This window comes from Bacillus tequilensis (assembly GCF_012225885.1).
Taxonomy (GTDB): domain Bacteria; phylum Bacillota; class Bacilli; order Bacillales; family Bacillaceae; genus Bacillus; species Bacillus tequilensis.
Genome location: NZ_CP048852.1, coordinates 2121354 through 2140520 on the forward strand (window position 1 = coordinate 2121354; position 19167 = coordinate 2140520).

General features: G+C 43.4%; 18 protein-coding genes. 4 read left to right on the forward strand and 14 right to left on the reverse strand.

Annotated features, from left to right (window positions below):
- Positions 1-205: 205 nt before the first annotated feature.
- Entirely contained in the window at positions 206-1171 is a 966-nt protein-coding gene (locus tag G4P54_RS11165) for a bile acid:sodium symporter family transporter (protein ID WP_167872696.1), read from the forward strand.
- A gap of 48 nt (positions 1172-1219) precedes the next feature.
- Here the strand turns inward: G4P54_RS11165 and odhB are convergent, their stop codons facing one another.
- The 8 genes from odhB to cdaS all read right to left on the reverse strand — a co-directional run bounded on the left by odhB (position 1220) and on the right by cdaS (position 12803).
- Positions 1220-2464, reverse strand: a complete 1245-nt coding sequence (gene odhB / locus G4P54_RS11170) for a 2-oxoglutarate dehydrogenase complex dihydrolipoyllysine-residue succinyltransferase (protein WP_167872697.1) — start codon at positions 2462-2464, stop codon at positions 1220-1222.
- Positions 2465-2479: 15 nt separating this feature from the next.
- A complete protein-coding gene (gene sucA / locus G4P54_RS11175; RefSeq protein ID WP_167872698.1) occupies positions 2480-5314 on the reverse strand; it encodes a 2-oxoglutarate dehydrogenase E1 component in 2835 nt (944 codons plus the stop codon).
- Between the two features lie 228 nt (positions 5315-5542).
- Positions 5543-7459, reverse strand: coding sequence for a vWA domain-containing protein (locus G4P54_RS11180; RefSeq protein WP_167872699.1), 1917 nt, complete (start codon positions 7457-7459; stop codon positions 5543-5545).
- A gap of 10 nt (positions 7460-7469) precedes the next feature.
- Positions 7470-8360 (reverse strand): AAA family ATPase, encoded by an 891-nt coding sequence (locus G4P54_RS11185; protein ID WP_024715374.1) that lies wholly within the window; start codon positions 8358-8360, stop codon positions 7470-7472.
- Positions 8361-8447: 87 nt separating this feature from the next.
- The gene (locus tag G4P54_RS11190; RefSeq protein WP_024715373.1) at positions 8448-9038 is read right to left on the reverse strand and encodes a superoxide dismutase family protein; all 591 of its coding nucleotides are present in this window, start codon (positions 9036-9038) and stop codon (positions 8448-8450) included.
- Between the two features lie 95 nt (positions 9039-9133).
- Complete coding sequence (locus G4P54_RS11195; protein WP_024715372.1) at positions 9134-10372, reverse strand: C40 family peptidase; 1239 nt, start codon at positions 10370-10372, stop codon at positions 9134-9136.
- 364 nt (positions 10373-10736) lie between these two features.
- Complete coding sequence (locus G4P54_RS11200; protein WP_167872700.1) at positions 10737-11954, reverse strand: macrolide family glycosyltransferase; 1218 nt, start codon at positions 11952-11954, stop codon at positions 10737-10739.
- Positions 11955-12188: 234 nt separating this feature from the next.
- Positions 12189-12803 (reverse strand): cyclic di-AMP synthase CdaS, encoded by a 615-nt coding sequence (cdaS, locus tag G4P54_RS11205; RefSeq protein WP_024715370.1) that lies wholly within the window; start codon positions 12801-12803, stop codon positions 12189-12191.
- Positions 12804-13079: 276 nt separating this feature from the next.
- Here cdaS and G4P54_RS11210 point away from each other — a divergent pair, with 276 nt between their 5' ends.
- Both G4P54_RS11210 and rsbRC read left to right on the forward strand, forming a co-directional pair.
- Positions 13080-14438 (forward strand): MATE family efflux transporter, encoded by a 1359-nt coding sequence (locus G4P54_RS11210; RefSeq protein ID WP_167872701.1) that lies wholly within the window; start codon positions 13080-13082, stop codon positions 14436-14438.
- Positions 14439-14453: 15 nt separating this feature from the next.
- Positions 14454-15302 carry an RsbT co-antagonist RsbRC gene (gene rsbRC, locus G4P54_RS11215; protein ID WP_024715368.1) on the forward strand — a complete coding sequence of 283 codons (849 nt, stop codon included), beginning with the start codon at positions 14454-14456 and terminating at the stop codon, positions 15300-15302.
- Positions 15303-15328: 26 nt separating this feature from the next.
- Here the strand turns inward: rsbRC and bshB2 are convergent, their stop codons facing one another.
- The 4 genes from bshB2 to rarD form a co-directional block, all read right to left on the reverse strand.
- Positions 15329-15994 (reverse strand): bacillithiol biosynthesis deacetylase BshB2, encoded by a 666-nt coding sequence (bshB2, locus tag G4P54_RS11220; protein WP_024715367.1) that lies wholly within the window; start codon positions 15992-15994, stop codon positions 15329-15331.
- A gap of 19 nt (positions 15995-16013) precedes the next feature.
- The gene (locus G4P54_RS11225; RefSeq protein ID WP_010334594.1) at positions 16014-16364 is read right to left on the reverse strand and encodes a YojF family protein; all 351 of its coding nucleotides are present in this window, start codon (positions 16362-16364) and stop codon (positions 16014-16016) included.
- Positions 16361-16639, reverse strand: coding sequence for a hypothetical protein (locus G4P54_RS11230; protein WP_024715366.1), 279 nt, complete (start codon positions 16637-16639; stop codon positions 16361-16363). The genes G4P54_RS11225 and G4P54_RS11230 overlap by 4 nt, the downstream gene beginning before the upstream one ends.
- A gap of 75 nt (positions 16640-16714) precedes the next feature.
- Positions 16715-17611, reverse strand: a complete 897-nt coding sequence (rarD, locus tag G4P54_RS11235) for an EamA family transporter RarD (protein WP_024715365.1) — start codon at positions 17609-17611, stop codon at positions 16715-16717.
- A gap of 97 nt (positions 17612-17708) precedes the next feature.
- Between rarD and G4P54_RS11240 the strand changes: the two genes are divergently transcribed.
- Positions 17709-18182 carry an Hsp20/alpha crystallin family protein gene (locus G4P54_RS11240; RefSeq protein WP_024715364.1) on the forward strand — a complete coding sequence of 158 codons (474 nt, stop codon included), beginning with the start codon at positions 17709-17711 and terminating at the stop codon, positions 18180-18182.
- Between the two features lie 33 nt (positions 18183-18215).
- On the opposite strand, the gene G4P54_RS11245 is transcribed toward G4P54_RS11240, so the two are convergent.
- Both G4P54_RS11245 and yodB read right to left on the reverse strand, forming a co-directional pair.
- Positions 18216-18452 (reverse strand): hypothetical protein, encoded by a 237-nt coding sequence (locus G4P54_RS11245; RefSeq protein WP_167872702.1) that lies wholly within the window; start codon positions 18450-18452, stop codon positions 18216-18218.
- A 343-nt stretch (positions 18453-18795) separates the two neighbouring features.
- Complete coding sequence (yodB, locus tag G4P54_RS11250) at positions 18796-19134, reverse strand: transcriptional regulator YodB (RefSeq protein ID WP_024715362.1); 339 nt, start codon at positions 19132-19134, stop codon at positions 18796-18798.
- Between the last annotated feature and the right edge of the window lie 33 nt (positions 19135-19167).

Here is a 19167-nt window from a genome sequence, read left to right on the forward strand (position 1 = left end):
CCATTATAAAGATTCATTGTAAGAATATCTTCCTATATAGTCAAGAACATTTTAATTAGTTTACATAATATATTTATCATCTATGATAAAAAGCTAGTTCAATGATGATATTGAATTATTCTGAAAATTAATTATAATAAAAGAATGTTTAACATCTGTGAGAATTTCTGCTGAAGTTCTTGATTAATGTGTTAGGAGTGTTTTTATGGACATCATTAGAAAAATAAGTCATTTCGCTGGACAAACCTTTGGCATATGGGTCATTGTGTTTGCTGTGCTGGGATTTTCTTTCCCGTCTTTTTTCACTTGGATCAGTTCTTATATAACGATTTTTCTTGGTATTATCATGTTTGGGATGGGACTCACACTGCAAGCCGCTGATTTCAAAGAGCTGCTCAGAAAACCTTGGCAGGTCATTATTGGGGTGATTGCCCAGTATACCATCATGCCGCTCGTTGCTTTTGGATTGGCATTTGGGCTGCATCTTCCAGCTGAAATTGCAGTGGGTGTTATTCTTGTGGGCTGCTGCCCCGGAGGAACTGCATCTAATGTCATGACATTTTTAGCAAAAGGAAATACGGCTCTTTCTGTTGCGGTTACAACCATTTCTACCTTATTGGCACCTGTACTGACTCCGGTTTTGATTATGCTGTTTGCCAAGGAATGGCTTCCTGTCTCGCCGGGGTCTTTGTTTACTTCAATCTTACAGGCTGTTTTATTTCCAATTCTCGCAGGCGTAATCGTCAAAATGTTTTTCAAAAAACAAGTGGCAAAAGCCGTGCATGCCCTTCCGCTTGTTTCTGTTATTGGCATCGTTGCGATTGTCTCAGCTGTCGTCAGCGGCAACCGGGAAAATCTGCTTCAATCGGGTTTGCTCATTTTTTCAGTTGTCATCCTGCATAACGGTTTCGGTTATTTGCTTGGGTTTCTTTGCGCAAAGCTTTTAAAAATGGATTACCCTTCTCAAAAAGCGATTGCGATCGAAGTCGGTATGCAAAATTCAGGACTTGGGGCGGCACTTGCCACGGCTCATTTCTCACCGCTATCCGCTGTACCAAGCGCGATATTCAGCGTGTGGCATAACCTTTCGGGTTCTATGCTTGCGACATATTGGTCAAAAAAAGCGAAAAAGAATGCAGCAGCATCTGAAAGCAGCAATCTCCCTCTTTAAATAAGCATCAAAAAAGGTACATCACTTTATCGTGATGTACCTTTTTTATTAACCTTCTAATAAAAGCTGCTCAGGGTCTTCCAGTAAATTTTTAATTGTCACTAGGAAACCAACCGCTTCTTTCCCGTCTACAATCCGGTGATCATAAGATAAAGCGAGATACATCATCGGGCGGTTTTCGAAACGCTCTTCATCAATTGCCACAGGGCGCAGCTGAATTTTATGCATGCCCAGTATACCGACTTGAGGGCTGTTTAAAATCGGAGTTGACATCAGTGAACCGAAAGTCCCTCCGTTTGTAATGGTGAAAGAGCCCCCCTGAAGCTCGCTAAGCGTCAATTTATTGTTTCTTGCTTTTTTCGCAAGCTCGCCGATTTCTTTTTCGATTCCTGCAAATGTCAGGCGGTCCGCATCCCGTACAACCGGAACGACAAGACCTTCATCAGCCGCAACAGCAATTCCGATATCGTAGAATTTCTTAACAATCAGCTCATCGCCTTGAATTTCCGCATTTAAGAGCGGATATTTTTTCAATGCAGCGACGACCGCTTTTGTAAAGAAAGACATGAAGCCGAGCTTCACTTCGTTTTGCTCAAAGAATTGATCTTTGCGGCGTTTTCTGAGATTCATGACAGCCGACATGTCTACTTCATTAAATGTAGTCAGCATCGCTGATGTTTGCTGAACTTCTACAAGGCGTTTTGCAATCGTTTGTCTGCGGCGTGACATTTTTTGCACTTCTACAGGTTTGTCAAAGCTTTGCTGTCCTTTTTGAGCCTGAGGCGGCTGCTGTTTTTGTTGATGAGCCGGTTTTGACGCTGGTTTTTCATACGCTTCGACATCATGCTTGCGCACGCGTCCCAGCGGATCTCCCGTTGGAATCTGAGACAGATCTATTCCTTTCTCTCTCGCCAGCTTACGTGCTGAAGGAGAAGCGATCGTCCGTGATTTTGCTTCAGTTTGCGCTTCTTCGCTCACCTCTTGTGCCGCTGGTTCAGCTTGCTTTTCTTCCTTGCTTTCTGCTTTCTCTGAAGGAGCAGGGGCAGAACTTTCACCCGCGCCTTCTGAAATCGTGCCGATAATTTCTCCAACCTGGACGGTATCACCCGAATCTTTCAATACCTCTTGAAGTACACCCGATTCTTCTGCTGTTAATTCAACATTTACTTTGTCCGTTTCTAGTTCAAGCAGATATTCACCCTGTTCTACATAATCACCAGGCTGCTTCAACCATTGGGCTATTGTTCCTTCTGAGATTGATTCTGCTAATTCAGGTACCTTAATTTCCGCCATTTTTTCATTTCCCCCTTAGTTTTTGCGAGTCAAGCTATCAGATACGATACGTTCCTGTTCTTTTTTATGAACTGTCGGATCACCCTCTGCAGGGCTGGATCGTCTTCTTCGTCCAATATATTGAACACTTACTCCCTTTGGTGCAATTTCTGTCAAATACGGGCTGATATAACTCCACGCCCCCATGTTCTGCGGCTCTTCCTGCACCCAAACAATTTCTTTCAGGTTCGGAAGTTTTGCAAATAATTCTTTGACTCCTTTTGCCGGGAATGGATACAGCTGTTCAATTCTCGCAATGTGAAGCCACTCTTTATCGTCTTCTAACTTATTGAAATGATCGCTGATGTCTATGGACACTTTACCGCTGGACAATACCAGTCTGGTTACTTTTTCATAGTTATGAGAAAGTCCGGACTGTTCGTATACAGGCTGGAAGCGGCTTTCGCTGAGCTCTTGCACCTCCGAAACTGTATTCGGGTTGCGAAGAAGGCTCTTCGGCGTCATGATGACGAGCGGTCTGATCTCTTCACGAAGCAGCATTTTCGCCTGTCTTCTTAAAATATGGAAATATTGTGCGGCGCTTGTCAGGTTGGCGACCGTCCAGTTGTTTTCCGCTGCAAGCTGCAGAAACCGCTCGATTCTTCCGCTTGAGTGCTCAGGCCCCTGTCCCTCGTAACCGTGCGGAAGAAGCATAACCAATCCGGATTTTTGCCCCCATTTCGCGCGGCCGGCTGAAATAAATTGGTCAAAATACACTTGTGCTGCGTTGGCAAAATCTCCGTACTGCGCTTCCCACATGACAAGCGTTTCCGGTGAATGCACATTATAGCCGTATTCAAAGCCGAGAACCGATCCTTCGGACAGCGGACTGTTGTGGACAGCAAATGATGTGCTGCAGTCAGATAAGTGATGAAGCGGCACAAATTCTTCGCCCGTCTCACTGTCATGGAGCACGAGGTTTCTTTGGGCGAACGTTCCGCGCTCCGAATCCTGTCCTGTTAAACGAATCGGTGTTCCGTCTTTCAAAATTGACGCAAAGGCAAGTGATTCTGCTAAAGACCATTCCACTTTTCTGTCATCATCAAATGCCTTGGCACGTCTTTCTAAAATGCGCTTCAGCTTGCCGAAAACGTTAAATGACTCCGGCCAGTTGACCAATTCGCCATTCAGCTTGCGGAGCACATCAAAATCAATGGATGTATCGACATCAGGAAAACCGTTTGAAACAGGCTCTGGAAGTTCAATTTCACTTGCGACTTGTTCCTTTTTAGCCGGCACTTTCTGATAAGCATCTTCAATGCGCTTTGTTACTGATTTTTCGATGTTTTGAACAACTTCCTCGGTAAGCATACCTTCGTTTACGAGCTTTTCGGCGAAAATTTGTTTGACGGTCGGATGCTTTCTGACAGCGTCATACAGCATCGGCTGAGTGGTTGACGGCTCATCCATTTCGTTGTGCCCGTAGCGTCTGTACCCGATTAAGTCAATCAGAAAATCCTTGTTGAACGTTTTTCGGTATTCGACCGCAAACTTAACTGCTGAAAGACAAGCTTCAGGATCGTCCGCATTCACATGGACAATCGGAATTTCATAGCCTTTTGCCAGGTCACTGGCGTATTTTGTTGATCTTGATTCAGCGCTTTCTGTTGTGAATCCGATCATGTTATTGGCGATAATATGGATCGCGCCGCCTACTTGATACCCCTTTAAAGAGCTTAAATTCAATGTTTCAGCGACAATTCCTTCCCCAGGGAATGCAGCGTCTCCATGAATTAAAATAGCTAGCGATTTTGTTTCATCCTGCACCGGGTATCCGCTTTGTGTTCTCGTTTCCTGTGCCGCTCTTGTGCTTCCTTCGACAATCGGATTGATAAATTCCAAGTGGCTCGGGTTGTTTGCTAACGTAATGCGCGCTGATTTTGTTTCAGCGTCTTGAAGCTCCCGATTCGCCCCGAGGTGGTATTTGACATCCCCTGTCCATCCGTAGCTGATTCCGATTGATCCCTCAGACGGGACTAGATCTTTGTTCGGCGCATGCTGGAATTCAGAGAAAATGATTTCATACGGTTTGCCGAGGACGTGTGCCAAGACATTCAGGCGCCCCCTGTGCGCCATCCCGATGTTGACACTCGTCGTGCCAGATTTAACAGATTGCGCGATAATGTCATCAAGCACTGGAACAAGAGCGTCCAAGCCCTCGATGGAAAAACGTTTCTGTCCGACGAACGTGCGGTGCAAAAACTGCTCGAAGCCTTCTACTTCTGTCAGCCTTTCCAGCACAGCCGACAGCTTTTCAGCTGAGCTTTTCAGGAACAGCTCTCCGGATTCAATCATTTTCGTCAGCCACTCGCGCTCTTTGAAGTCATGCACATGGTCAAATTCAAATGAGATGGTTCTTTTATACGTATTTCGTAAATACTGAATGGCTTCTAAACCGTTCGTAATGTTTTTAGGAGCGTCTTTGCAAATCACGGACGCAGGTATTGTTTTTATTTCCTCTTCTGTTAGCCCGTAGTCGGATAATGGAAAGAGTTCGCTCTTTTCCCCATCCTTTCTGAGCGGATTGACGGAAGCGTTTAAATGGCCATAGGTTCGGATATCTTCTGCAAGTCTGACTGCGGATGCGATCTTTTGAATCAGATCGGCTGTAACATGTCCCTTTTCTTTTGTTCCCGAGGCCTCTTTTATATCGCTTGGCGGAGCACCGAGCTCGTCGAACATTTCCTTTAGATCCGGATCAACGCTAGTCGGATCCTGGGTATACTGATCGTAAAGCTCCAGCGCATAGCCGAGGTTCGGACCGTAAAAATCTTCCCAATTCATTCGTTGTTTCATACTATTTTGAAACATTTGAATATTACCCCCAACTTAGATAATCAAGTGAATGATTCACTATCTTAAAATAACTTTCGAACGCTGTGTCCAAAATTATGTAATAAAAACGCTTCCAACGATATTTTACCACTGTTTTCAATTTGATTCTACCTTGATTGTTCGCAAAACAGTAAAAAACCTTTATAAAAAACAAAAAATTTAATCATTTAAAAAAAGAAACGCCAAAAAGCATAGGATAAAGGGCTATCCTATGCTTTTATGGAGCAGTTTTTTCAACAGCGGATACAAAACATCCGGGAGCTGATCGACATCCGGAACAAATATACTGAATTTTCCGTACATATTCTGGATGGTCTTCATTTGCGATTCTTCAATTTCTGAATTGGAGAGAAAAACATTGATCACTTCAATTCCTCTTTTTCGGGCTTCAATAACCGCTTCACTTGTATCGACAATCCCATTTTGTTCATAGCCAAATGCTGCCGGCTCTCCATCTGAGAAAACGATTAGGAACTTTTGTGCCTCGCTGCGTCGCAGCATTGTTTTCGTCATTTGCCGGATCGCGTAGCCGTCACGGTTGTCTTCCTCAGGCTCAAGTTGCATAATTGCCGGCCCTGCCTCTTGTCTTAATGATGATTGAAAAGGAATAACCATATTGAAATAGTTTGGCTGGCTTGTTTCTGTCGCATCGTTTGTGTCCTCCCAGAAGCCGACAATCTGATGCGGAACTGCTACCGATTTCAACGCTTCGTGGAACAGCACGATTCCCCGCTTTGTTTCGTCCATTTTGTCGAACATGCTGGCAGAACAGTCAACCAGCAATGTAAAAACCGCGTCAATTTCTGAAGATGGTTCTTGCTTTTTGTAGAAAAGACGCGGATTTCGTTCAGTGAAGTAGCGGAGAAGCTTATTGTTCAGCCGTCCTGCATGAAGGTCTGTTCTTGGCGATGTTTTTTTATGCTCCAGCGTTTTTTGAATCATCTGTTTCAATCGCTTTTGATACGATTCAATCGTTTTTGCCTGCTGCTTATAAGAAAACTCTTCTTCTCCTGTTGCCGGCTGCGGTTCTTTGTAAATTGGAAATGCGTATTTATTTTCTTTGCCGTCAGCCATACCCGCTCCGTTTGGCTGGTCTTTCTGGGACTCCAGCGCCTCCAGCTTGGAATAATCTTTCCGTTTTGTTTGTCTGGCTGATCCTTGGACAGAGCCAAGAGCTTGGTCCCCATCGTCGCCTTCCCTTGAAGCGTCTTTCCCTAAATCTGATTTCGCCCCGTGTTCAATATCAAATTGCAGGAAGCTTTTAGCCGGTGCTTCTGTTTCCCGGTGCCACGTCGGCATGTCTTCCTCATGTATGTCCTCATCACCGTCTGATTTTTTAGGAAGCGTGATGTCATCACTCAGCTTCGGCGCTTTCTTCTCTTCTTCAAATAACGGCTGTTCTGCAGCTTTTGCGTAATCAAGCTCAGGCAAAAAGAAGTAGGCGTTCAGCATGTCTTTATCGAGCACCTCTTCAAGCCCGTCCATGATGTCTTCCACAATTTTCAGAACCTGCCGTGTCGAATGTGCTTCATACACACGCAGGAGCTGCTGCTCAATATACGGGCGCATCAGATCAATATCTTCACGCATAGACGGAAGGGTTTCGAGCGGCGATTCCGCAGTCAGTTTGACATAAATCGCGCAAAAGAGCGCATCCGTAAAAATGCTCCGTTCCAAATTTAAGGTCAGCTGGGTGGAGAAATATTTTCTGTACATGTCTTTTCTCTTCGCAAATACATGTTTCGTACCCGGGCGCTCGTGTTTGATGCATTCCTCAATTCTGATGTCCTCAAGCAGCATAAACAGCTGCTTGGCAAAGCTTTTAAAACGAAGACGCCGATGGATATCATTCAAAAAGCTCGCAAACTCGTGCAGTGAACTATATCTCGTTCCGACTGAACGCAGGTAGACATCGCTTTTCAAACCCGCTTCCATGTCCTCAGCAACCCTGTCTTTCCAAAAGTGGCTCATATAGATTTTCTTTTCGAATGGATTGTAATAGGACTGAACGCCATACTCCACTTCTACCGCTTCACTCTTGGTGAGTGTTTTGGCCAAGTCAGTCAGCATCATAAATAAAAACGAATCAATTGTGCTGTCGTTAAATTTGATAAATTTCATCGCAGCTCCCTCATTCAAACAGAGTTTCTGCGATATTTCGGACGGCCGCCTTTTCCCGGTCATCATCAAGCTTCTCTACAATTCCCCGCTCAATAGCACGACGCGGCGGAATATAAGCGGCTAAATCACATGTATCGATTAAAGCTCTGATGGATGCTGCTTCTTCAGACACCTGTCCGTTATTGGTCTGAACGATCAAGTCAGAGGAAAGCGTGATAAATCTGTCGATCAATTTCTCGTCTTTCAGGGCTGACTGAGACATGAGCACTTGTTTCAGCAGCTCGCCTTTAATATAAGGCACATCAATGATGACAAAACGGTTTTTCAATGCTTCATTCAGCGGAACAGTTCCTACATAGCCTTCATTGATGGCTGCAATGACCCCGAATCCTCCTTTTGCCCTGATAACCTCGCCTGTAAACGGATTTGTCATCATTTTTCTGTAATCTAATACACCGTTTAAAATAGGCAGTGTTTCCGGCTTTGCCATATTGATTTCATCTATATAAAGAAAATGGCCTTCCTTCATTGCTTTTGTGACTGGCCCTGAAACAAACTCGATTGTCGCCTGGCCAGATTGGTTTTCAATCGTTTTATAGCCGACCAAGGCTTCAGCGTCCAAGTCAACTGAACAGTTGACACTGTGCATCGGTTTATGGAAATAACCGGATAATGTTTCTGCCAGTTTTGTTTTTCCTGAGCCTGTAGGCCCTTTCAGCAGGACATTTTTTCCCATGGCTAATGCGATTATGGCGTCAAATAAAATCGCTTCATCCTCCGCCTCATATCCTGACGTCCCGATGAGCGACTGGAACTCTGGAGAAATTGGCTGGTCTTTATATGCTAAAAGCTTTTGCTGTATATCTTCCGGCAATGTTAAGTGCTGTAATTGAGTTGTCATAGACAGGTTCCCTTTCCTATTCGTATTCCATTAACGAGTATACTAAAAAAGCCCTTGTATGCTCAATACAAAAGGGCTTGGATGATATTACTGCTTCTCATGATTGCCGGAAAGGGCTCCGCAGACGATACGCGCGCCTGAATTGCCGCTTGGGTTTGTCAAATAATCATCGGCATGTTCATGAATAATAAACGCACTCCCGTCTCGGTCGAGAATATTTAGTTTACTTCCTTTTTTCAAAGAGGTATCCGGCGCATTCATAATCACATCTACTTTTCCATCAGCACCGACTTCAAGGTTCGGCAAATCTCCGGCATGATGCCCCATCGGATTGTTGAAGCCGTGTTCATTGTTCAGCGGATTAAAGGGGCCTCCGGCTGATTCAAAATCCGGCCTGACACATGACCCTTTCTCATAAATATGAAAACCGAGAGAAGCGCCGGGGCGCAAGCTGTTTGCGGAGATGTGAATATCGAGGCCTTCGTCATCTGATTCTTTAATTTCTATAAAACCGATTGCTTTGCCTTCACGATTGACCAGCTGGACATGATGACCAAATGCGGATGTTTCAACCGCCTTTTTTTCCGGCACCCGCTTAGGAGGGTCCGGAGGTTTTTTTTGTCCGCATCCCGCAACTCCCAGTGCCGTCAGCATCATCAACAGCAAGAGACGGTACATACTGTCTCCCCCTTGTTTTTTCTAACAGTGTGGTCAATCATTGTCCGAAATAAACAAAAAAGCCTATATAAAAGGCTTTTTCATCATACTCATTTTTAAAAATAACTTCTTGCGCCCAAGTAGCGTTGTTTCCAATAAGAATTGCTGAGATTGGAAATGTCAACACCCGATGAACTTGCATGAATAAAGTCTCCTCCGCCTAGATAAATCCCCATGTGAGACGGGCCGGATTTATATGTGGTAAAGAAGACAAAATCTCCGACTGAAGGCTGACTGACTTTTTGCATGACATTCCAATACCCCGCCGTACTCAATCTTGATATAGATGATACATTATTAATGAGGTAATAAATGAAACCGCTGCAATCAAACCCTGCAGGCGTGTTTCCGCCCCAGCGGTACGGCACCCCGACATATTTTTTCGCTTCTGTTATCATTCTGTCAATCTTTGATCCTATTTGAACGTTTGATCCTGAGTTGTCTTTTGGCTTTGTCTGTTTCGAATTGTCAGACTTTGTTGTTCCCGAAATCGTCAGAACCTGTCCGATTTGCAGCACATCAGATGATAAATTGTTTTTATCCCGGATGCTTTGCACAGTGACTCCGAGCTGATTCGCGATTTTCCACAGCGAATCGCCTGCTTTCACCTTGTATGCAGTTGTTTTTGAGGGATTGCCGTTTGACGGCTTCTTGGAACCGCTGTTCCCGGTCTTAGATGAACTGTTCCCTTTTATTTTGAGTACTTGCTTAGGGTAAAGCGTATCAGATGTTAAACCATTTAAGGTTTTCAATTCAGCTACAGTCATATGTAAGCTGTTTGCAATTTTCCACAATGAGTCACCAAGCTTAACGGTATATGTACTTTTCGAAGAGCCGGAAGAATCGGAGCCGCCGCTATTTTTCTTCGGTTCGTTTGTACCGCGTGAACTGCTTGTCCCTTTGATTTTAAGCTTTTGTCCGGGACGAATCAGGTCGCTCGTCAGGCTGTTTAAGCTTTTAAGCTCGGATACACTCATTTTATGATTTTTCGCAATCATCCATAGCGAATCACCATATGCAACCGTGTATGTAGACGTTTTGCTTGAGCTTGATGAGGATGGCGTACTTTTTTTGCCCTGTTCAGGAATCTTAAGGCTTTGACCGACATAAAGCACCGTTGATTTCAATTTATTTTCGGATTTCAGTTTGGATATTGTCGTATCATATTGGCGGGAAAGTTTCCAAAGAGAGTCACCGCTTTTTACTTTTATCGTTTTTGCTTCCGCGGGTGCTGCGGCCATCGATGACCCAACAACTGCAGAAACTGCCAAACCGGCTACAATCTTCTTTTTCATTCATTCAACCTCCTAAACCGTTTTTTGCATAAACAGCTAGTATTTTGTTTCCAAAAATGGCACACATCAATTTTATCGTCACTTTTTTAACGAGTTACACCCTTTTCAATCATTCGGCATTATATGTCAGCAATGTTCGACCTTAAACTTTCAAATAAACACCTAACATTTTACATAAGCCGTATGTATTTTTCGAAGGTCTAAGGCACTATTTAAGCAGGGGTAAAAATGATGGTTTTCTATTGATGAATGGAGCAGATTTTCCTCCTTTCTTGTCTGTTTTTCTTATCATTCTCTATCGGCATGCCAAATCCCTTCACGAAAAAATATAAAGCCTGTTCTATTGATCAGAACAGGCTTTTCCCTATGCGTTAACTGATTTCTTTTTGTATTTCAAGAATTCAAGAATACTATCGGCCGCTTTTTTAGAACCGCCTGCCGCTTTCAGTGATTGCCCAATTTCTTTCGCCTTTTCAGCATACACTGAATTGTTCATCACCTCTTGAATCGTTTCTTTCAAAAGGTTTTCAGATAATTGTTCTTTTTTCAGCACTTTTCCTGCACCGATTTTTTCCGCCTGGTTTCCGACGACAAATTGGTCAGCTCCCATCGGAATAACAACGAGCGGGGTTTCAAAATACAAACCTTCACTTGTGCTGTTCATTCCGCCGTGGGTCACAAATAAGCTGGCTCTTTTTAGAATCTCAAGCTGTGGGACGTAAGGGCGCACAATGAAATTTGCCGGAATGTCGTTTAACTCGCTTGCCTTAATATGCTTGCCGATGGAAAGCACAACTTTGCCGTCAAAGTCTTTGCATACCTCGAGACATTGATTAAAAAACTGTTTTTGATTGTTAAAAATGGTTCCCATCGAAATAAACAGCACGTTTTCATTATCAATCTGATCAAATGGGAAATCATTGATTCCGGCTCTTTCTGTAATGGAAGGGCCGACAAATATATACCGCTCGCCGAATTGCTCAGCCATTGGCTGAAATTCCCTTGATGTGAAGACAATCGTCAAGTCCCCCTCTGAAGAAAAAACATCAAACGGCTTCTTAATCCCTGCTTGATAATCAGCATTTAATGTTTCTGCAAGCTGTTGATAAGTTTCATAATGAGGCGAATCTTCAAATGAGCCATTCATGTAAGTGCCCATCATTTCCTTTAGAAATTCCTCATTCATCGCAAAGGTTGTACACATTGAAAATCTCGGCAGCTTCAGCAAGTTGGCAATGATTTTGCCGGCCAGAAGATGATGATCGTAAATGACATAATCATACGATTCATGCTTGACCTCATCATAAATATGAGCCGCGATATCCTTACAGGCTTTCAAAAAGGCGCAGATCATTTCTGTGAAATCTCTTTCCTCATCTCCGGTTGCGTTTTTGCCGAAGTAATCTCCCCTGAAATCATGATACTGACGAAACTCAATATCAAGAGCTGTGATTTTTTCTTTGTATTCCTCCACTGCGTAGTAAGTAATGTTTTCTCCTCGGGATTTCAGCTCTTTCATCACACCGATAGATGGATTAATATGTCCCTCACCGGGAAACCCAATCATTAATACATTAGCCATGCGGCAGCACCCTTCCTTTAAAATTTATGTAATATTTTATACGGTACTACAAATACAAAATCAGGTAAAGTATTTAACTTTATGAATATTAATTTAATATAACTTTTCTACCGGTTTATATTTCCTGTCTTCAAAACAAAAAGCATTCAGCTTAAAGTGAATGCTTTAAAAAAGATCCGAATGTAGTCATTTTGTCGCATGACAGGATTTTTAGTCAGGTCCTTTTCATTATTTTTACGTTCTTGGCGAAATCACCGGATATAATACGCCGTCTTTCGCAAACGACATCTTCCCCGTCTCTTCTGAAACAACGAGCACAAGCGCATCTGTATGACCCGACATACCAAGAGCCGCGCGGTGCCGGGTTCCCAAATGGACATCCACTTCTTTTGTTGTCAGCGGGAGTACATTGGCTGCTGACACAAGTTTATTTTCCCTAACCAATAAAGCGCCGTCATGAAGAGGGTTTCCCGGAAAAAAAATGCTCTCAATTAATGAAGCGCTGATCTCTGCATGAAGGGAAGTCCCTTTTTGTATAAAATGTTCAACCGGATCTGCTCTTTCAATCACTATTAAAGCACCATGTTTATGTTCCGAAAGTGCTTTGATCGCCTTGGCCAATTCAATAAATGCCGGCGTGAATTGTTCAATGTATGACTGCAAATAAAAGGACGATGCGATGCCCTGCATATCTTGAAAAATGTGGCCTAAATCATCTAATTCACATAGAAGGCACTGGTCTTTTTCGTGAAGCGTTTTTAAGATGAGTGACGCATCACCTAGTATTTGCTCTAAATACACTTGTATTTTTCCCTTGAATGCATTTTCTGACATTTGCTCATAACGCATAGCCCTTCATCTCCTATTCAAATTTCTCCAACTTTTCACGCATGCTTGTCTTAATGATGCACATTCTATTGGTAAGGAGGGATGTAAAGAATGGAAATCGAAAGAATCATTCAGTATGTTTGCACCTTTTTAGGCGTGATCTCACTTTCTTTTATTTATGCCCAAATGTTTCGAAAAACGAAACCGACAAAAAAAGAATAGGTCCGGCGTTCATTGCTTTTTATACATAAAATGTTATAATTTCTCTCGTTATGAAAAAGAAACGGAGATCAATGTATGAAAGAAACTCAAAACGCCAGGCAAAAGATCAAACAGCTTTTGCACATATTCATTCCAATATTTATTACCCAGGCGGGGCTTTCCCTGATGACGTTTTTAGATACCGTAATGTCAGGGAAAGTCAGCCCCGCTGATTTAGCCGGTGTGGCTATTGGCTCGAGTCTTTGGACCCCTGTTTACACAGGACTTGCAGGCATATTAATGGCAGTCACCCCGATTGTCGCTCAGTTATTAGGCGCTGGAAAAAAACAAAAAATTCCCTTTACTGTTTTACAGGCTGTGTACGTGGCCGCGCTTCTTAGCATCGCCGTTTTAGCGATTGGATATGCTGCAGTGGACCTTATTCTCGGGCGATTGCACCTTGAGATACACGTACACCAGATTGCTAAACACTTTTTAGGCTTTTTATCGCTAGGGATTTTCCCTTTATTTGTTTACACTGTTTTGAGATCATTCATTGACTCATTAGGGAAAACGAAAGTCACAATGATGATTACACTCAGTTCTCTGCCGATCAATTTTGTATTGAATTACGTTTTCATCTTCGGGAAATTCGGAATGCCGGCTCTTGGCGGCGTCGGTGCCGGGCTAGCGTCTGCGCTTACATATTGGTGTATCTGCATCATCAGTTTTTTCATTATTCGTAAATCCACGCCGTTTTCCGAATATGGGATTTTCCGTACAATGTATAAATTCTCCTGGAACGCATGCAAAAATATGCTCAAAATCGGGCTGCCTATTGGATTCGCTGTATTTTTTGAAACGAGCATTTTCGCAGCTGTCACGCTTTTGATGAGCCATTTTGATACAGTGACCATCGCATCCCATCAGGCAGCCATGAACTTTGCTTCGCTTTTATATATGCTGCCGCTCAGCGTATCCATGGCTTTAACTATTGTGGTCGGTTTTGAAGCCGGTGCAGCCCGTTTTAAGGATGCGCGCTCATACAGCTTAATCGGGATCATGATGGCGATCGGCTTTTCTTTATTAACTGCTGCCTGTATCCTTTTGTTCAGAGAGCAAATTGCCGGCATGTACACTTCTGATCCCGATGTGCTTCGGCTGACACAGCACTTTTTAATTTTCGCGCTGTTTTTTCAGCTTTCTGATGCTGTCGCCGCGCCGATTCAGGGAGCGCTTCGAGGGTACAAAGATGTGAACTACACGCTTGCTGCCGCTTTTGTCTCTTACTGGGTCATCGGGCTGCCGGTCGGTTATGCGGTCGGCACCTTTACAAGCCTCGGAGCGTTCGGCTATTGGATCGGATTAATTACAGGGCTTGCTGCCGGAGCAGTTGGGCTGTTTTTCAGGCTGGCAAAACTGCAAAAACGTTATTCACAAAAACAATACATCTAAAAGAGGTGATCAATCATGGCAAAAAACAAGAAATTATACGAATATCTGTCTCAGCATGCGGAGACCATCAGTTCAACATGGTATGAAACAATCGAGGAGACAGATCCGAATTCCATTTATGCATCAACAGACCCTGCTGTCATTCAAAATTTAAAGAGCCAGAATCTTGCCTTCAACTATAAGATTAACCGTATTTTTATAGAGGACGAAGATGTGTACCTGCCTATACTGAAAGAATGGGCCTTTGAAGTGACACAGGATCCGGAGCATTTAAAGACTCCTATCCACTATATTATCCGTGAGTTTGTCAGAGTGAGAGATCTATATATTTCTTATGTGAAAGAATTTGTCCATCTCAATCATGAGACTGTGAAAGGCGAAGAAGCCGAAGATCTATATCACTCCCTTATAAAAGCATTCGATCTTGTCATTCATATTTTTATAGAAGAAATGTACAAAAACACAAGTCTTCAGCTTCAGGCTCAAAAAGATATGATTACTGAATTAAGCGCACCGGTCATTGTCCTGTTTCACAGCGTTGGGCTGCTGCCTTTAATCGGCGATATTGATACGGTCCGCGCAAAACTGATTATGGAAAACACACTGCATCAATGTGCGAAGAAAAAAGTGACGCAGCTGTATATTGATTTATCGGGGGTAGTTGTTATTGATACGATGGTTGCCCACCAGCTGTTCAGTTTAATTGAGGCGCTGCGTTTAATCGGCGTTTCATCAACTTTGTCGGGAATCCGACCCGAAATTGCGCAAACCGCGGTTCAGCTTGGTTTGTCTTTCGAAGATATTTCCTTGAGGTCCACCCTCGCTTCAGCAATTGCATCTGATTTAAAATTAAAAAAGGTATAAGGCTTAAAGGCCTTATACCTTTTTGATTAATCATTCCATTGGTACGTCCAATAGCGTTCTTCTTCAAACCATGTTGCCATAACAGGTTCATTGTTTTTCAATTTTTCTTCAAGCTCTCTAAGCATGCCTTCTGTTTGAGTGCGGTGAGCTCTTAACGCATTCATTTTAATATCCGCTACTTCTTTGATATCAAGGACGACATCTGCTTCACCGAGCACCTCTTCTCTGTTGCGCGTAATGGCCATACAGATTGTGCGCGGACGATCTTCTTTCTTTTTGCGGTACAATGCGCGGATAACCGCTTCTCCGCATGCATCATGGTCAGGGTGTACGCCGTGCTCTGGATAAAATGTGACAATTAAACTTGGTTTTACATCATCTATAATCTCTTCCATGATATCAGCTAAATACTCATCGTCTTCGAATTCAAGCGTTTTATCACGGAGCCCAAGCATCCGAAGGTCGTTGATATCCATTTCTTTGCAAGCGTTAATGAGCTCTTGTTTTCTTAAGAGCGGCAACGTTTCCCGATTCGCGAAAAATGGATCGCCCATATTTCTGCCCATTTCACCTAACGTCGCGCAGGCGTACGTAACGGGAATGTCTTTTTTTCTGTTTAAGGCAATGAGGCCTGCCACTCCGTATGATTCGTCATCAGGGTGAGGCAGGATTACAAGTACATGTTCTTTCATTCGATTTTCACCCTTTTCTTTAAACTGTGAACGGTTTTTCACTGATTTGCAGAGAAATAGCCAGTTTACCGCCCGGCAGGTGTCCCGCCATTAACAAACGGTTCTCTTCGTCTACAGTGTATTCAGTCAAGCCTTCAGCATAAATCCAGCCTTCTTCTGTTTTCAAACCGACGCGGTAAGGTCCGCTGCCTTTGATTTTTGCCTGGTGATAGGTGACTTTTGCATTGCGGATGTACGCAACAACCGTCATGTTTTTTTCATTTAAGTGCGCTGAATAAGAACCTGTTGTGGTTTCTAAATGGATATATACAGGGCGGTCCGCATATCGTTCTAAAGATGCTTGCACATCTTCTTTTATGATTGCTTTCATGATTGCTCCCCTCTTTCTTCTTTTAAATGCTCTGCACGTTCTGTATGTAATTTGACCAGCCGGTATTTCACTGCCGGTTCGAGCTGTGAATTCACAATACGCTGGACCGCGGCAAAATATTTTTCCAGCATCGGTTTTCGGAGCCTCGGATGTGTTCGTTTATCCAAGAGCTCAAGATCTATCGCCTCCGCTACCGCTTCTGCGTCATCACTTGCGAAAGATCGATTGTTCCAAAGTGAAGCATAGGCTTTCACTATCTCTTTATCATTGTCCATCGTCTTGCTCCTTTATGTCTTACATACATGAAATGATTATACATAATATATGCTTCAACTGAAAAGCCAAAGGCCTCAGTGGCTTTTTGACGCCCGTTTCCACTTCACTTGTGAAAACGTAAACAAGAGCAATGCAGCCCATATACAGCTGAATGTAAAAGCCTTCGAGCTTGAAAATGGCTCATGATAAACAAAGAGCCCGATCAGCAAAGTAATAGTCGGTGCAATATATTGCAAGATACCAACTTGATACAGCGGCAGCCGTTTCGCTCCTTCCGCAAACAATAATAGCGGCAGCGCCGTAAACACACCGGCAAAAAAGAGAAGCATCCACGTCCCTCCGCTTTCTGCACCCGCGGGCTGAACATGGCCGCTCAGCAGCAAATATCCCAACGCAATCGGCGTAATCATAAATGTTTCCAGTGTTAAACCGATAGCGCTCGGCAAGCTTGTTCTTTTTTTGCTAAACCCGTACAGCCCGAAGCTGAATGCAAGCAGAAGCGCAATATAAGGAATGGAGCCGTATTGGAACGCCGAAATGATGACGCCGGCCGCCGCAATCGAAACCGCCGCCACTTGCAGGCGATTCAGTTTTTCCTTTAAAAAGAATATCCCAAGGAGCACTGATACAAGCGGATTAATATAATAGCCAAGACTAGCCTCAAGCAAAAAGCCATGGTTGACAGCCCATATGTATACAAACCAGTTAACCGAAATCAGGATTGAAGCGAGAAATAAAGAAAGGATGCCGCCTTTCTGTTTCAAAGATCGCAGCTCCTGCCATCCTGTTTTCCATTGCCGCAAGAAAAAAAGAACGATACACATAAAAACAAAAGACCATATAATACGGTGAGCCAAAATATCAAGAGCCGGCAGCTGTTCAAGAAGCTTCCAATAAAGAGGAAACAGCCCCCACAAGATAAAGGAAACGGCTGTATAAAGAACGCCTTTTTTTGTTTCTGAATATTGCATGTAAATCCCGCCTTTCTTTAGAGCATCTTATATTATATCACGTGAAAGATCTGGCGGGCATATACTATTTTGTCCATGAAGAAAGGGTGTGACGACGATGTTTGAGTGGAACAAGTACTTTCCTTTCCACAATCAATTTTCTAAGGAAGCGTTAAAAAAAGCTGATCCAAAAGAAGTAGAGACCTATGTAAATCGTGTGATGGAAAGTGTATTCGGCAGTGATTATGCGGCTCAATTTCCTTTTCGAGATCCGCTTCCCCAAAAAGAACAGCCCGCCAAACCTGATGCAAAACCAGACGCTAAACCTGATATAGATATAATCGAAACAGCAGATCATGTGTTTGTAAAGATGCCAATCAGCGAAGGCCAGCTCGAACAGGTGAGGATCAAACACACATCGCACGAATTATTGTTAGAAAACTTCCCGAATTCAGATCATCCAAAAAAAGTAAACCTTCCTTGTTTAGTCAAACGGAAAGGAACAAAAGCCGTCTATAAGGATGGCCTTTTGGAAATCATGTTTCAAAAGCAGCAAGATTACAATATGTCCGAGGTAGAAATCATCCGATAAAAAACGGCCTGCACTGAGGCAGGCCGTTTTTTATTAATAGAAGCCGGGATATCCCCCGTATGGCACGCCGGCACCAAAGCCATACGGCCCGCCTCCATATCCATAGGGGCCAGGCGGAAAGGCATAGGGACGGGCATAGTTAAAGAGAGCACTCCCAAGAAAACCGCCTATTAAACCGCCGACTAAAGGAGCGCCAAACAAGAAAGGACTGCGCGCCGGGTATCCCGCTGGACCTGGATCCCCGCGATAATATGAAAAATGAGGGTACATGATTTTTCCTCCTTTATGTCTGCCTATACGTAAAGTATTCAACAAGCACGAAAAACGATTGGGCTACGCACTGAGTCATGGAATAGAAAACGATAAAACCATAAAACAGTAAAAAAAGAGAGCTTTATCAGAGGTTCTCTTATTTATCCTCCACTTTTTCACGGATTCACCATTTCCTATTTCCCACAAATAACCTTCTCTTCATATTGCTGCAAATCCGTAAAAGAACCGCGAGCTCAGGCGGCTCACTCTGTTAAACATAAAAAGTCATGTAAACGGTATGATCCACCATTTACATGACTTTATCATCGAAACAAAGGCTCTTTCCCGGACGCCTTTGTTCTTATTTCTCTTTGTCACACATCGTTTCACCCGGCTCGCAAAATTGATCGGCCCACGCCTGCATCTCTTGAAAAACAGCTTGAAGTGCTGTTCCTTTTTCAGTCAGCGTATAGATGACTTTGACCGGCGTTTCAGGGAGAACCTGCCGTTCGACGATCTTGTTTTGCTCTAGCTCCTTCAGGCGCTCCGCCAGCATTTTTTGGCTGATCATCGGTATTGTTTCCGTTATCTCTTTAAACCGTTTCGGTCCATCTATCAGCACGTGGATGATCAGACCATTCCATCGTTTTCCCAGCAATGAGAAAGCGGATTCCATTTTAGGACACATTGTATTTCCCACAAGTCTCCATCCCTTCATCTATTGATTGACATG